This is a genomic window from Allomuricauda sp. XS_ASV26 (assembly GCF_041224615.1).
Lineage (GTDB): Bacteria > Bacteroidota > Bacteroidia > Flavobacteriales > Flavobacteriaceae > Flagellimonas > Flagellimonas alginolytica.
In genome coordinates, this window is the sequence record NZ_JBGFGK010000028.1 from 240,570 (window position 1) to 255,605 (window position 15,036).

The window sequence follows — 15,036 nt, forward strand, 5'->3', positions numbered from 1 at the left end:
TAAAAAATAAGGCATGGACAAGAACGATACAGATGAATTTTATAATAGGTTAAGGGAAAAATTGCTCGAAAACACCGATTGGCCGTCCAATTATCTTTATAAATTTATAGTACCAACCGATGAGGCGCGCATACAGCAAGTGCATAAGATTTTTGATAACACCGGTGCAGTGATCGAGTCAAAAAAATCGAAAAAAGGAACGTACACCAGTATATCCATTATGGTACAAATGCAAGATCCCGATGCAGTGATAGAAAAATACAAGGAGGTTTCCATAGTAGAAGGCGTTATTTCCCTGTAAAACCTTTGTTTGCCATAATTTTAGTATTTTGCAGGCGTTATCGGATAGACTTTCCTAATTTAAACTTCTAAACACGTTAATTTGAACGAAGTATATAACCTAGAATACAATACAGAACGTCCAAAACTTTTTATTCCTGAGTATGGTCGTCATTTTCAAAAGATGGTAGACCATGCAGTTGCCATAGAAGACCGTGAAGAGCGTAATAAAGTGGCCAAATCCATAATTAGTGTTATGGGCAATCTACAGCCGCATTTAAGGGATGTTCCCGATTTTCAGCACAAATTATGGGACCAGTTGTTTATTATGGCCGACTTTAAATTGGATGTGGATTCACCATTTCCCATTACTTCCAAGGAAATGTTGCAACAGCGACCCGAGCCATTGAATTACCCACAAAATCATCCCAAATACCGTTTTTATGGAAACAATATCAAAAGAATGATAGATGTGGCGGTTCAATGGGAAGAAGGGGACATGAGGTCGGGACTGGAATATGCCATTGCCAACCACATGAAAAAGTGCTACCTCGTTTGGAACAAGGATACCGTTGAAGATGGTGTGATTTTTAACCACCTCAAAGAACTGAGTGATGGAAAAATCGATTTGGCCAAAAAAGACGAGAGTCTAACGGAAAGTGGGCAGTTCCTTAAAAACAAACCGGCTAGATCCAACAGCAACCGCGGAAAAAAGAATCAAAGAGGAAGGAAAAAAAGATATTAAACTCCAAAGGAATTCATGGGTACATTTCGAATAGAGGGCGGACACCGGTTACATGGTGAGATCACCCCGCAAGGAGCAAAGAACGAAGCACTACAGATTCTTTGTGCTGTTTTGTTGTCAGAAGAAAAAATTACCATCAACAACATACCGGACATCGTCGATGTCAATAAACTAATTTCCTTACTCGAGGATTTAGGCGTGAAAATCCAGAAAAAAGGTAAGGGTTCCTACACATTTAAGGCAGACGACGTAAATCTGGATTACCTGCAATCGGCCAAGTTTAAAGAAGATGGTAGAGGCCTTAGGGGTTCCATAATGTTGGTGGGACCTTTGTTGTCCAGATTTGGAAAAGGATACATCCCCAAACCAGGCGGCGATAAAATAGGCAGGCGAAGATTGGATACCCATTTTGAAGGATTTATTAAACTGGGAGCCAATTTTAGGTATAACAAAGAAGAACACTTTTACGGTGTAGAAGCGGAGAAACTCACCGGAACCTACATGTTGTTGGATGAAGCATCCGTTACCGGTACAGCCAATATTGTGATGGCAGCTGTTTTGGCAGAGGGAACAACAACCATTTATAATGCAGCTTGTGAACCCTATCTGCAGCAATTGTGCAAAATGCTGAACCGTATGGGCGCAAAAATTTCAGGTATAGGCTCCAATCTATTGACTATCGATGGGGTGGACTCTTTGGGGGGTACGGAACATACCATGTTGCCCGATATGATAGAAATCGGTAGCTGGGTCGGATTGGCTGCAATGACCCAAAGCGAACTTACCATTAAGAATGTAAGTTGGAACGATTTGGGACAAATTCCGACCGTATTCAGAAAGTTGGGTATCACTTTAGAAAGAAAAGGGGACGATATCTTTATCCCGAAACACGAAGAAGGTTACGAAATACAGAACTTTATCGATGGATCTATACTGACCATTGCCGATGCCCCATGGCCTGGACTAACCCCGGATTTATTGAGTATAATTTTGGTTGTAGCCACTCAAGCAAGGGGAGAAGTGCTCATCCATCAAAAAATGTTCGAGAGTCGTTTGTTCTTTGTAGATAAGTTGATCGATATGGGGGCAAAGATAATTCTCTGCGATCCACACCGAGCCACGGTGATTGGACACGATTTTAAATCTACCTTAAAAGCCACTACCATGGTTTCTCCGGATATTCGTGCTGGAGTTTCCCTTTTGATCGCAGCATTGTCTGCCAAGGGAACTTCCACTATACATAATATTGAGCAAATTGATCGGGGTTACGAGAATATCGATGAACGTTTGCGTGCTATAGGGGCGAATATCGTAAGAGTGTGATCTAATCCTTGGGAATAAGTATAGTTACTTTTGTTCCTTCTTTGGTGCTTTGTATGCGCACTAATTCTTGATTTGAAAACTTTTTGAGGGCTTCGATACGCTTTGCGGTTATGGACATACCTCTGGATGGACGCTCATACGAACTTTCTTTTGGTTTTGAGGACATTCCCACGCCGTTATCTTCTATCGTGCAAACAATATTATCATCGCTCTCATGGAAAGATACTTTGAGTTCTTTGTTTCCTTTTTTAGGCATAAGGCCATGTATTATGGCGTTTTCAATATAAGGTTGAACCAATAACATGGGTATTTCAGCATTATGGATATCCAAGTTTTCATCAACCTTAAAATCATAGGTAAAAGAATTGTCAAAACGTAGGGCTTCCAATTCAATATAGATTTTTAACAATTCAATTTCGTCCTTTAGAGGTAAACTTATATTGATAGAGGTTTCCAGTACTTGCCGCAGCAGTTTTGAGAATTTGGATAGATAGGTCAATGCTCCTTTTCGATCGTTTGAATTGATCAAGTGTTGAATGGAACTTAAAGAATTGAAGATAAAATGGGGATTCATTTGTGCTCGAAGCATCCTTTTTTCCAATTCAATGTTCATTTCTTGGATTATTTCTTTTTGTTCGTAAATCAGTATATTTTTCTCAACAAGCATTGCATTCGATTTTTGCTTGCTTCTATAGCGGAAATACAATAAACTGGCAGAAAACAACAATAAAAGAGCAATTATCGAAAGGTAGCCAATACGTTTCTGGTTTAAATCGATATAAGAGCCCATCAACTCGAGTTCTAATTTATTCTCTTTGATTTCCCGGTCTTTTAGGTAAACATCATGCTGTATCTGGAGGTTTTGAATCTCCTTGATCTTGGTTTCGTTCAAAAGGCTATCGCGGAAGGCAACGGACTGTTTTAGATGATAAATGGCATCTGGAAATTGTTTTGTGGAGGTATAAATTTCGTGCGCCAGGTCATGCGCCTCCATAAAATATTTGTAACCTCGGGTTTTATTGAGTGCCTCTAGGTTTTTTTTAGAATAATCAATTGCCTCTGGATATTTATTTTGTTGCAGCATTAATTCGGCAAGACCATAATAAGAAACCGCGATCTGTGTTTTGTTTGAGAGCTGTTTGCTCAATTCCAACGATTTTACAAAGTATTCTTCTGCAAGTTTTGATCGGTTTAGGTTTAAATAGCATTGTGCGATATTCGAATATGTTGTACAGAGTTTTAGTTTTTCATTTTCGGATTCCTGATACTCCTTGCTCTTTAATAATTTCTCCAGCGCATCGGTATATTTGTTTTCGTTCATGTCCAACAAGGCCAGGTTGCTAACTACAATGTTTTCCAAAGACTCCCTGTTTGATCCACTATATATTTCCAATGCTCTTTCATATTGCTTTTTTGCATTTTCCGGTTCATCCATTAGGTCGTATAAAACACCCAAATTGGTATAAGCAGCGGTAATATCCAAGGATAGGTTTAGGGAATCAACAAGTTTAATGCATTTGAGATAGTAATCCTTACTCGTTGGATAATCACCAATTTGCTTATATATGATGCCAAAGGAATTGTAGCTTTTGTAGACGTGCTCATAATTTTTATGCTCTTTGGATAAGGCAAGGCATTGTTTAAATACTTCAAGGGATTCCGGATAACTACCGGTCATCCCGTGTATGATTCCCAAAGAGAAAAGAGACTCTATTTCCCCTTTTGGGTAGTTTATTTTCTTTGCCAACTCAATTCCAGATGTTACCATTTCCACAGCTTTTTCCTTGTCTTTGGAACGTAGTAGCCCGGCCAACCTTCTTTTTAGATTTACCTTGGTTGTGTCATCTGCTGTTTTTAGTAGGTTCTGTAAACTATCTATTTCTTTGCTTTGGGCAAAACAGATGTTTTGGGATAAAAGGAATAGGAGCAAAGTAAAAATTAAACAAAAGGATGACTTCATACAATGGTTGGTTTATCGAATAGATGAAGGTTGATTTCTATTCAAATGGTTCTGGCTGGTATTAATTTATGAAGTTTTCTCCTTATTGTGACCTGTTAGCGAGAATTTGGATTAAAAAAATTCTAGAAGTAGGAAAAAAATGATTATTTCTTTTCTAAATTCCCATCAGGATACAGAGCAAAACGCCCTCTATTTTTTTCGTGAACATGGTCTGGATAGGGCCATGGCCATCCCCCAAATTGAGTCAATCGGTACTCTTCCATTGCTTTTTGGATCTCAGCCTGGGTGTTCATTACAAAGGGTCCATATTTGGCAACCGGTTCACCAATGGGTTTTCCTTGCAATAGCATAAAATGTGCAGTTTCCGAGCCAATTTTAATATTAACATCTCGGCTGGGGTCTAAAACAATGCCAAAGTTGGGATTTATTTTTTTATCCTCGATATGAATATAGTTGCCATCATAAAAATATAGCACCCGACTAACAGCGGTATTGGCTTTTGGCAACACATATTCGGACGCTGCACGGGCATGGATGTTCCAAATGGCAACTTCGTTTTTGGGGTCAGCCGCCCAAGAATCGGGAGCGGGATCGAGCGAGGCAACATTTTTATAGGCACCGGCAATTATCTTGATTTTTGCATTTTGCTCCTCTACAACTGGAATATCTTCATTCCAGAGCATTCTGAAGTGAGGGTCCGCGAATTTTCCAGCTTTCGGTAAATTCAACCAAATCTGGAACAACTCTAAAGTATTTTCCTCATCATCTTTGAGCAAGGGAAACATTTCGGAGTGCTGTACACCGCGTCCGGCTGTCATCCATTGTACGTCGCCTTCGCCGAACCTTCCAGCTGCTCCCAACGAATCGGAATGATCACAAAACCCTTTGTTTACTATGGTTATCGTCTCAAAACCTCTATGTGGATGATAAGGAAACCCAGGAATGGTCTGTCCGTGGTACATTCGCCATTTGTGAGATGGGTCAAAATCGTTTCCTAAGTTTCTATCTTGAAGTAGTGAGCTGTCAGGACCCATTTCACCGTTACCTTTTGGGTAATTGTCCAAATGATACACACTGAACAAAAAGGGATCTAATGTTTGCCATGGTATACTTAATGGAAACGTTTGTTTTACCGATTTTTTCATGTTAAGTTTTGTTTTGGTAAAAAAGCCTGCTCTGAGCAGGCTTTTTATGTATTTCGTAGCAAGTTATTTTCCGGGAATAGGTGGTGGGCCATCGATCATGGCCTCGTATTTTACATCACCTTTTCTGGTAATATATTCATCTTTGACTTTTTCTACCAATTTGGGGTCATCGAACAGGTCGAACATGGTCATTCCCATGGCTTTTGAAGCATAGACCATGCCTTTATGTCCTATACTCATACCGCCACATGCCACAACGGCCCAAGAGTGCCATGGTGTTCCTTTGGGTGCAACGGTTACCCCAAGGTTAATGTTCGGAACGTTCCAACTTACATCTCCAACATCGGTGGAACCGCCGCCGGGCAAAGCCTCGGTTTCTTTTAACGGATGAATTTCGCCATCCATGCCCACTTGTGGTTTTCCGGTCGCCTCTTGAATGGCTTTACCAAAGGCAGTCTCCTCCTCGGTATAGGTTATTGGTCCCAAAAGCTCTAGGTTATTCTGCATGATCTTTCCTCCTTCACGATTTACCAAAGTCTCGTAGATACCCGAAATCAAGGAGTATTTATATTCTACATTGGCCATAATGGCTGCACCTTCCGCCATGGCCTTTACTCGTTCAAAAGTTGGAAGCATAACTTCTCTTTTAGGATCGCGGACCCTAACCCATAAACGGGCATAATCGGGAACTACATTGACCACTTGGCCACCATCTTGAATATGATAGTGTATTCTTGATGTTGGTTTTATATGCTCTCTATAATAATTGATTCCCGTTGTATAGAGTTCCAGGGCATCTGCGGCACTTCTTCCGTTCCATGGATCGGATGATGCATGTGCTGCTTGACCATAAAACTCGATCATAAAGTCGATAAGGGAGAGCCCACTTTGCACATCGGCCTCTATTTGAGCGGAGGGGTGCCAACTTACATTGACATCTACATCGTCCCAGAGGCCGGCCTCGACCATCCAAACCTTACCAAAGAACTTTTCCTCGGCAGGTGTACCTAAAAATTTGACGGTCCCTTGTATTTTTCCAGCTTCGATCTGTTCTTTAATTGCCAATGCGGCACCCAAGCTGGCAGCACCGAACATATTGTGGCCGCAGCCATGACCAGGAGCGCCATCAACTCGAGGATCTTTGTTGGGGACCGTATTTTGGGATAATCCTGGGAGTGCATCAAACTCGCCCAACACACTGATTACGGGTTTTCCCGAACCAAAGGTTGCAACAAAGGCCGTTGGGATATCCGCAACACCGCGAGTAACGGTCATTCCATTTTTTTCAGCATAATCCGCAAGTAATTTTGATGAAATCGACTCCTCAAAAGCGGTCTCGGCCAAGGCCCAGATAGAATCGCTGATTTGTATAAGGTTATCTTTATGTTTTTCTACGGCTTCGACCACGGCTTTTTTGTCCTTGGTCATCTTTTGGGCGGATAGGTTCAGGACGAACATCCCAAAAAGAAATAAGGTTGTTAAATTTTTCATTGTAAAAGTTTTGAGTTAGCTATATATCGTAACTACATTGCTGCCGAGAGTGGTACAGCAAAGCGATATCGATAGCACTAAATTTAAAGAAAAAGCTTTAACTAACCGCTTCTTTATAGGTTTTTAGGCATCGTTCCCTTGCCATTTTGTGTTCCACAATAGGGTCTGGATAGCTTAATTCCTGAAGATCTTTGACCCATTTGTTGATGTATTTCTTATCCTTATCAAATTTTTTGATCTGGGCAGTGGGGTTGAATATCCGAAAATATGGTGCGGCATCCACACCACTGCCAGCGGCCCATTGCCAATTCCCCACATTGCTGGCCATTTCGTAATCCAAGAGTTTTTCTGCAAAATAGGCTTCGCCCCAACGCCAATCTATCAATAAATGTTTACAAAGAAAGCTGGCAACCAGCATTCTCACACGGTTGTGCATGTAACCGGTTTCATTGAGTTCTCGCATGCCGGCATCCACCAATGGATACCCTGTTTTTCCCGTTTTCCATTTTTCGAATTCATCTTCATTGTTGCGCCATTCTATTCGATCATATTTGGCCCGGAAGGCTTGATTGACCGTGTGGGGGAAATGCCATAATATCTGCATAAAGAACTCTCTCCAGATCAGTTCGTTCCAAAAAGTTTCGTTTTTTTCTCCAATGGCTTTTTTTATCATTTTTCGTATGGAAACCGTTCCAAATCGCAAATGGGGCCCCAATCGCGATGTTCCTGTTTCCTTGTCGGGGTAGTCACGGGTATCTTCATACTTTTGAATAAGATTTGGTGTAACCGTAAAATCCGCTACTTTAATGAAAGATGCTTCAAAACCTATATCTTCCAAGGTGAGTTGGGGCAAGGACTTGTTCTTAATCGTATTCTTGTCAAGATTGGGAAAAGTATCATAATCCACCAGATGGATGGACGGATTAAAAGTTTCTTTCCATTTACGCATAAACGGGGTGTACACCACATAGGGTTCGCCATCGTCCTTGACAACTTCGCTTTTTTCAAAGATCACTTGGTCCTTAAAGGTGTTGAAATCAATATTGTTTTCCTCTAAATACGATTTTATTTTAGCATCTCTTTCTTTGGCGTATGGTTCGTAATCGTGATTGGTATAAACAGCCTCAATGGTATAATCTTCAATTAGTTGTTGAATAACCTTTTTTGGGGTGCCGTAAAACTGGGCCAAGCCACTATCGAAATTTGTAGAAAGTTGATTGTTCAGTTTTTGGACCTGTTCATGGATAAACGTGACCCTGGCATCATTTTTTGGCAGATTTTCCAGTATTTCGGTATCAAAAATGAATATCGGTAAAACTGGCGTGCCATTTTGAAGGGCATGGTACAAGGCAACGTTGTCATCCAATCGTAAATCTCGCCTAAACCAAAATATATTGACCTTGTCCTTCATCAATTTACATTTAAACTGGACATTCCGCCGTCAACACCAATTACCTGACCGGTAATCCAAGAACTATCGTCTTGCAATAAGAAAACACCCATTTTGGCTATATCGGTTGCAGTTCCGACCCTTTTGAGAGGGTGCCGCTGATCCATCATAGCTTTCTTTTTTTCGTTGCTGAGCAATCTTTCGGATAGGGGAGTGTCCACTAAGGATGGAGCAATTACATTGATTCGTAATTTTGGGGCGTACTCGGCCGCCAAAGCACGAGAAAATCCTTCTATAGCACCTTTGGCCGCTGCTACACTAGTATGAAAAGGCATTCCTGTTCCAACAGCTACGGTACTAAAAAACACCATACTGCCACCTTCGTTCATACGTTCGATAATGGATTTTACGGTCTTGGCCAATGCGATAAAATTGATTTCCAGATCATTTTGAATTGTTTCGATTCCCAATGATTTGAAAGGTTTAAGATTGATGCTCCCGGGGCAATACACAAAGCCGTCCAGTTTTTCGGGGATGTTTTTGTGCGTTATATCTTCGGTTAAGGCATCAAAAGGAATATGGGTTACGTCCAAATTGTGTAGTTCTTCGTTACTCCTGCTTGCAACATAAACAGAGTGTTCCTTGGAAAGATGTTTGGCCATTTCCAAGCCTATACCATAAGAACCTCCAATTAATAATATGTGTTTCATTTTATACTTTTCTAAGGTTGAGATAATTGGTTTTACCTTTTACTTCTCCGAACATTTCCGCCAGTTTTTTTTCGCGGAACCTGAATATTTTTTGCAACTGTTTTTTTACCAAAATAGGATGCATTATTTGCCCAAGAAACCCAAAAGGTAATTTGTAATCAATAATATCTTCCATTTCCACACCATCCGGAACTTCTTTAATAAAGTGCTTGTGGTGCCATAAAGAGTAGGGGCCAAACCGTTGTTCATCCACAAAATAGGATCCTTTTTGCACATGGGTGATTTCTGTTACCCATTTTGTTGAGACAAGCGGGAATGGTTTAACTATATATTGGATTATTTGCCCCTGGAACATGGGCCTATCTGCACCGGACAAGATATGAAACCCCATGTGTGGGGGTGTTATCACAGCAAGGTTTTTTGGATCGGATAAAAAATCCCAGGCCTCCTTTTTACTGATAGGCAAAAATTGCCTCGATTTTAATTGATAAAGCTGCATTCGAATAGTTTGTACAAAGATAATCGTAAAATGTTTAATTTATTTGTTATAAAGTTAAACAAAAATTAAATTCTACAGTTTTTATTGATATTTTTGATTTATACTTTAATTAACAAATTGAGCTCTGCTTTATCTTAATTTTGTTTTGCTAAACATTTAATACACTTAATTATGAAAAAATTTGCACTCTTATTATTTACTGTATCCATGTGTTTTTCTTTGGAAGCGCAAATACAGACTCCTGCACCCAGTCCATTTTCCAAATTGGAACAAAAAGTGGGATTGACCGATGTTACTGTTGAATATTCCAGACCTGCAATGAGAGGGAGAAAAATATTCGGGGATTTGGTTCCTTTCGATGCTATTTGGAGAACTGGTGCCAACCAAAATACCAAAGTAACCTTCTCTGATGATGTTGTGGTAAAGGGCAAGGAGTTGAAAGCCGGTTCCTATGCCATTTACACTAGACCCAATGAAACGGTTTGGGAAGTATTTTTCTATTCCGATACAGAGAATTGGGGTACTCCACAGGAGTGGGATGCATCTAAAGTTGCGGCTACTGTAAAAGTGGAGACAATGGATATACCCGTGCCGATAGAATCATTTACCATTACCATAGATGATCTTCATAACAATGGAGGTGTGTTGGGCATTATGTGGGAGAACACTTATGTCGGCGTAGAATTTACCGTTCCAACTGTGAAAAAAGCCACTAAAAGTATAGAGGAGACCATGGCCAATACAGCAGATTTAAAAGCCGGCGACTATTATGCCGCAGGTTCTTATTATTTTGCCGAGGGCATGAATATGGAGCAAGCCAAGGAATGGGTAAACAAAGCAGTAGAAATGGATGGAGGTAAAGCATATTGGATGATGCGGACACAATCTTTGATCTATGCCAAACTTGGAGATAAAAAAGCTGCTATCGAAGCAGCAAAAAAATCATTGGCGGCCGCTCAAGCTGCGGGTAATCAGGATTATGTTAAAATGAACAAGGATTCCTTGAAAGAATGGGCCCAGATGTAAGCAAGCCCCAATTTTAATATATTGAAGAGACCCACTTTAAAAGTGGGTTTTTTTATTCATCAATTGCGGTGGAATTGCCCAGAAAATTATCGAATATTTGAGTAATAAAGGCCAATAGGATAACCAACAAGCATCCGAAAGCATTCAACCATAAATAGGACATCCAATCAAAATACCAACCTATAATTACGATCACTTGGGTAACAATGGCAGCAACAAAAACGGCATTTCCTTTCACATATTTAAAGAAAAAGGCCAAAAGGAAAATACCCAGGACATTACCGTAAAAAATAGAACCAATAATGTTTACGAGCTGGATCAGGTTATCAAAGAGGTTGGCCACATTGGCAATAATAATTGCAATTATTCCCCAAACAAGAGTGAAAACCTTGGTCGCTTTAACATAGTGTTCCTGAGATTCTTCTTTTTTTATACTCCTTTTATAAAGGTCCAACGCTGTAATGGTACCCAGAGCATTCAATTCGGATGCCGTGGAGGACATTGCTGCGGACAGAATTACGGCCAATAACAGCCCAATAAGACCCATGGGCAGGTTATTCAAAATAAAATGGATGAACACATAATCCTTATCATTTGTCTCTACAGTATCATCAGCTTTTGAAATTAATGTTTTTGCCGTGGCCCGATTTGCTTTTTCCTTTTCATTGATCTTTACGATATCCTGCTTTGCTTGTTCTATCGCATTGTACTCTTTGAGCTCCAGTGCCGCTGAAAACGAATGCTGTGCCATCCGTTTTTCTTTTTCCAGTTCCTTGTGGTCGTTCTCCAGTGCTTGGTAGTCGTTGGCGTAATCGGATTGCAATACCGCCTCGGTGGCTGCCGGATTAAAATTAAGGGGAGAGGAATTATATTGATAAAAAACAAAAACCATGGTCCCGACCAAAAGGATGAAAAATTGCATCGGGATTTTAAAAACGCCGTTAAAAATAAGGCCTAACTGACTTTCGCGAACAGATCTGCCCGATAGATAACGTTGTACTTGGCTTTGGTCGGTCCCGAAATAGGCCAGAGCTAAAAAGAACCCGCCAGTGATACCGCTCCAAAATGTATAGCGATTATTGGTATCGAAAGAAAAATCGAGAATATTGAGTTTATTGTTGGCCCCGGCAATTTTTAATGCCTTTCCAAAGGAAAGGTCGGTCGGTAAAGCCCCCATAATAAAGAAAAAGGCAAAGAACATACCCAACATAATAATGAACATCTGCTGTTTTTGGGTTACGCTTACCGCTTTGGTCCCTCCAGAAACTGTGTAGATGATTACCAATATTCCTATAATAACGTTGAGCGTTCGTAAGTCCCACCCCAAAACTGCTGAAAGAATTATGGAAGGGGCAAAAATCGTAATTCCGGCGGCAAGTCCTCGCTGAATTAAGAATAATAATGCCGTAAGTGTCCTGGTTTTAAGGTCAAAACGACCTTCTAACATTTCGTATGCGGTATAGACCTTTAGTTTTTTATAGATGGGAATAAATACCAAGCAAATAAAAATCATGGCCAGGGGCAATCCAAAATAGAATTGAACAAAGCCCATACCATCGTTAAAAGCCTGTCCCGGTGTGGATAAAAAGGTAATGGCACTGGCTTGAGTGGCCATCACGGACAAACCGATGGTCCACCATTTAATATTGTCTCCCCCGCGGACATAGTCGTCCACATTGCTATTGCCACGTGTTTTCCAAACACCGTATGCAACAATGAAAAGCAAGGTACTACCAAGAATTATCCAATCAAGTAATGCCATTCAGGATGTTAATTATTTAGTATCATAATGAGGTAAAAAACCAAGATATAAATGGCATTTAAGAGGATTACAATGCTGTATTCCCTTTTCCATTCGTATTTGGTGTTCATGTTATCCTTTGACATTACTGTCCTTTTTTACTTCATTTTTGCCGATCGAAAGCATGTTGGCAAACAGTCTATATGCTCCGGAAACTCCCACGGGCAATTCCCTGAAGAAGCTAAGTCCTGTGTAAATATAGTGACCTTCTCCGTAAGGTGCCACAATTAAACTTCCTTGTTTTTCGGTTTCACCTTCATCTTTCATGGATAGAATAGGGGTGAACTCGGCACTCCATTTGCTTGGAAAATATAGACCGCGCTCTTGTACCCATCCTTCAAAATCTTTCGAGGTAATGGCATTGGGAAAATTAACAAGGGAATTTTTTGGAGCCAGTATTTTGACCTCGGCATTCTCGTCGGTAACCCTATCCCGTGAAAGTGTAATATCGTAGGGCGCAATATTTTCAAATTGATTGGACCATCTGCCAGCGGTATTGTATTGCACGATCATAGTTCCGCCTCTTTCCACATAATCGAATAACACGGGCTGTTTAAACTTAAGTGAGCCGATCACATTGTATGCTCGAATGCCTACAACTACGGCATCATACTTATCCAAATCTCCATTTTGTATTTCATTGGGGTCTACAATATGTACTTGGTACCCGATCTGTTCCAAACTTTCAGGGACCTTATCACCAGCTCCCATAATGTAGGCAATGTGTTCACCAGCTTTTTTTATGTTCATTCGCACTACTTTGGCCGCCGATCGCAAAAGAACCGATTGTTTTGGAATATGATCGTAAGCGATTTCCACCAATTCCTTGTCAAAAACTTGATCGCTAACGGTAATTTTTGGTTCAATATAACCTTCACTCTCAGAATTTGGGGGAGTGACCTTAAAGGTAAACGGAATTTCTTCACCTCTTTGTTCGATCGTAAATGGTATGGATTTTGGGGAGACCGACCAGCCCGTTGGATGATCTAATGAAATGGTTCCAGAGACATTATTTTTTCCAGCTCTGACCTTTACCTGTACTTCTTTGGTGTCCGAATTTGCAAAAATCAAAACTTTTTCATCGATCTTGGAGGTTACTTCGGGAAGAATGGCAAAAGGCTCGTACAATTCTCCCTTGTCCGGTCTGGAATAGCGGTGTACTATATCTTTTTCGAATATAATTTCACTTCCATCGAACAACAAGCTAAATCTAGCTTTAAAGGCTTTGGGCGTTTCCGGTTTTCCTATAAATTGTTGATTGTTAACCACGTACATGCCAAGCGACCCCTGCTCGTTCAACCAGTACGGACTGGTATACATCATGGAACTTGGGACAGAAAAGTCAATTGAAAAACTTTCCTTTTGATTGTTGGTTAAAACCTTGTTTGGAGCGATCTTGGCGTTTGCACCGACCAACTGGATTTCTTTTAAAGTAATGTTGGCGGACGATCTATTTATGGCTTCCAAATTGATGGACGCCTGACTTCCAGGGGTGGCTGAAGCATTTTCGGAACTGGCTTCCAGATATAGCCCAGTAGCGGCCAAAATAATATGCTTTAATTCTTTTGATTTTATACTCTTCCAATGCTCATCTTCAATATTTTGAAGCATTTGATAGGCTCTAATGAGTTCAGGTATGTGCTTGGCCGGGTTTTGAAAATCGAAATTTTCTTCGACTTTTTCCAAAATCCGTCCAATGGCTTCACCACCTTTTACACGGGACCAGGTTGTATTGACCCCTTCAAAAAGATCGTTGCCGGTAGCTGCCGGTCCTTTAAGCAATTCCAAATACTCCTCGGACGAACCACGAACCGTTAACGTTCCAAAACCTTGGCATAAGTGTTGGCTTCTGGACATTGCCGAAATTTCATTGTTGGATAGGCCAAGCTCCGGATAATATACGCCAACATCCATTTTAATCATATTGGATTTATCCGCTTTGGCAAACTTTTCCCTACTTCCATATTGCCACCAAGATGTATTATAAAAAATACGTTTGGGTTGCCAAGTATCGGAGTGGTTCAGTTGTTCCGGGTAAGCTTGTGGATTGTTGGCCAGATCAAAAGCTTCCATGCTCAACATTGCGGAGGCCGTGTGGTGGCCATGCGTAGTTCCCGGTGTTCTGTGGTCAAAACGATTTATGATCACGTCCGGTTTAATATTTCGGATTGCCCAAACTACATCGGCCAACACTTTATCGTTGTCCCAAATCTCCAATGTTTCTTTGGGCAGTTTGGAGAATCCAAAATCGTTTGCCCGTGTAAATAGTTGTTCTCCACCATCCACATTTCTTGCCGCCAAAAGTTCCTGGGTACGCAGAACGCCCAATAATTCTCTGAGTTCTGAACCAATCAGGTTTTGTCCACCATCACCACGGGTTAGGGATAGGTATACTGTTTTTGCTTTTTTGTGATTGGATAGGTACGAAATTAAGCTGGTGTTCTCGTCATCGGGGTGGGCCGCAACATAAAGTGCGGTTCCCAAAAAATTCAATTTCTGAACTTCGTGAAACAGTTCGGCAGAGGTAAGTTTTTCTGGTTTTTGCGCAAATCCACTGGTAAACAATACTATTGTTGCTGAAAAAAATATCCAGAAATGTTTCATGATCGTTGGTTTAGCAAGTTGTTCAAATATAGGTAGTTTGTGTACAGACATTCGTTTCTTTAC

General features: G+C 40.6%; 12 protein-coding genes. 4 read left to right on the top strand and 8 right to left on the bottom strand.

Annotated elements, in window-relative coordinates; genetic code table 11:
• Positions 1-13: 13 nt before the first annotated feature.
• The 3 genes from AB9K32_RS04165 (at position 14) to murA (ending at position 2,347) form a co-directional block, all read left to right on the top strand.
• Complete coding sequence (locus AB9K32_RS04165; protein WP_224837240.1) at positions 14-301, top strand: DUF493 family protein; 288 nt, start codon at positions 14-16, stop codon at positions 299-301.
• An 81-nt stretch (positions 302-382) separates the two neighbouring features.
• Positions 383-1,024, top strand: coding sequence for a DUF4290 domain-containing protein (locus tag AB9K32_RS04170; protein ID WP_252079614.1), 642 nt, complete (start codon positions 383-385; stop codon positions 1,022-1,024).
• Between the two features lie 15 nt (positions 1,025-1,039).
• Positions 1,040-2,347: a UDP-N-acetylglucosamine 1-carboxyvinyltransferase gene (gene murA / locus AB9K32_RS04175; protein WP_224837242.1), complete on the top strand. Its 1,308-nt coding sequence runs from the start codon at positions 1,040-1,042 to the stop codon at positions 2,345-2,347.
• Position 2,348: 1 nt separating this feature from the next.
• Here murA and AB9K32_RS04180 read toward each other — a convergent pair whose 3' ends face one another.
• From AB9K32_RS04180 to AB9K32_RS04205, 6 genes are all read right to left on the bottom strand, one after another.
• Positions 2,349-4,307, bottom strand: a complete 1,959-nt coding sequence (locus tag AB9K32_RS04180; protein ID WP_369884442.1) for a tetratricopeptide repeat protein — start codon at positions 4,305-4,307, stop codon at positions 2,349-2,351.
• Positions 4,308-4,450: 143 nt separating this feature from the next.
• Positions 4,451-5,452 carry a pirin family protein gene (locus AB9K32_RS04185; protein ID WP_369884443.1) on the bottom strand — a complete coding sequence of 334 codons (1,002 nt, stop codon included), beginning with the start codon at positions 5,450-5,452 and terminating at the stop codon, positions 4,451-4,453.
• 63 nt (positions 5,453-5,515) lie between these two features.
• The gene (locus tag AB9K32_RS04190) at positions 5,516-6,943 is read right to left on the bottom strand and encodes an amidohydrolase (protein ID WP_369884444.1); all 1,428 of its coding nucleotides are present in this window, start codon (positions 6,941-6,943) and stop codon (positions 5,516-5,518) included.
• A gap of 97 nt (positions 6,944-7,040) precedes the next feature.
• The gene (locus AB9K32_RS04195; protein ID WP_369884445.1) at positions 7,041-8,354 is read right to left on the bottom strand and encodes a deoxyribodipyrimidine photo-lyase; all 1,314 of its coding nucleotides are present in this window, start codon (positions 8,352-8,354) and stop codon (positions 7,041-7,043) included.
• Positions 8,354-9,043: an SDR family NAD(P)-dependent oxidoreductase gene (locus AB9K32_RS04200; RefSeq protein WP_369884446.1), complete on the bottom strand. Its 690-nt coding sequence runs from the start codon at positions 9,041-9,043 to the stop codon at positions 8,354-8,356. The genes AB9K32_RS04195 and AB9K32_RS04200 overlap by 1 nt, the downstream gene beginning before the upstream one ends.
• Before the next feature lies 1 nt (position 9,044).
• Positions 9,045-9,542 (bottom strand): SRPBCC family protein, encoded by a 498-nt coding sequence (locus AB9K32_RS04205; protein WP_252079619.1) that lies wholly within the window; start codon positions 9,540-9,542, stop codon positions 9,045-9,047.
• Between the two features lie 171 nt (positions 9,543-9,713).
• On the opposite strand from AB9K32_RS04205, the gene AB9K32_RS04210 reads away from it, so the two are divergent.
• Positions 9,714-10,568 carry a DUF2911 domain-containing protein gene (locus tag AB9K32_RS04210; RefSeq protein WP_369884447.1) on the top strand — a complete coding sequence of 285 codons (855 nt, stop codon included), beginning with the start codon at positions 9,714-9,716 and terminating at the stop codon, positions 10,566-10,568.
• A gap of 52 nt (positions 10,569-10,620) precedes the next feature.
• Here AB9K32_RS04210 and AB9K32_RS04215 read toward each other — a convergent pair whose 3' ends face one another.
• Positions 10,621-12,330, bottom strand: a complete 1,710-nt coding sequence (locus tag AB9K32_RS04215; protein ID WP_252079621.1) for a sodium:solute symporter — start codon at positions 12,328-12,330, stop codon at positions 10,621-10,623.
• 111 nt (positions 12,331-12,441) lie between these two features.
• Positions 12,442-14,973, bottom strand: coding sequence for a PIG-L family deacetylase (locus AB9K32_RS04220; protein WP_369884448.1), 2,532 nt, complete (start codon positions 14,971-14,973; stop codon positions 12,442-12,444).
• Positions 14,974-15,036: the final 63 nt, after the last annotated feature.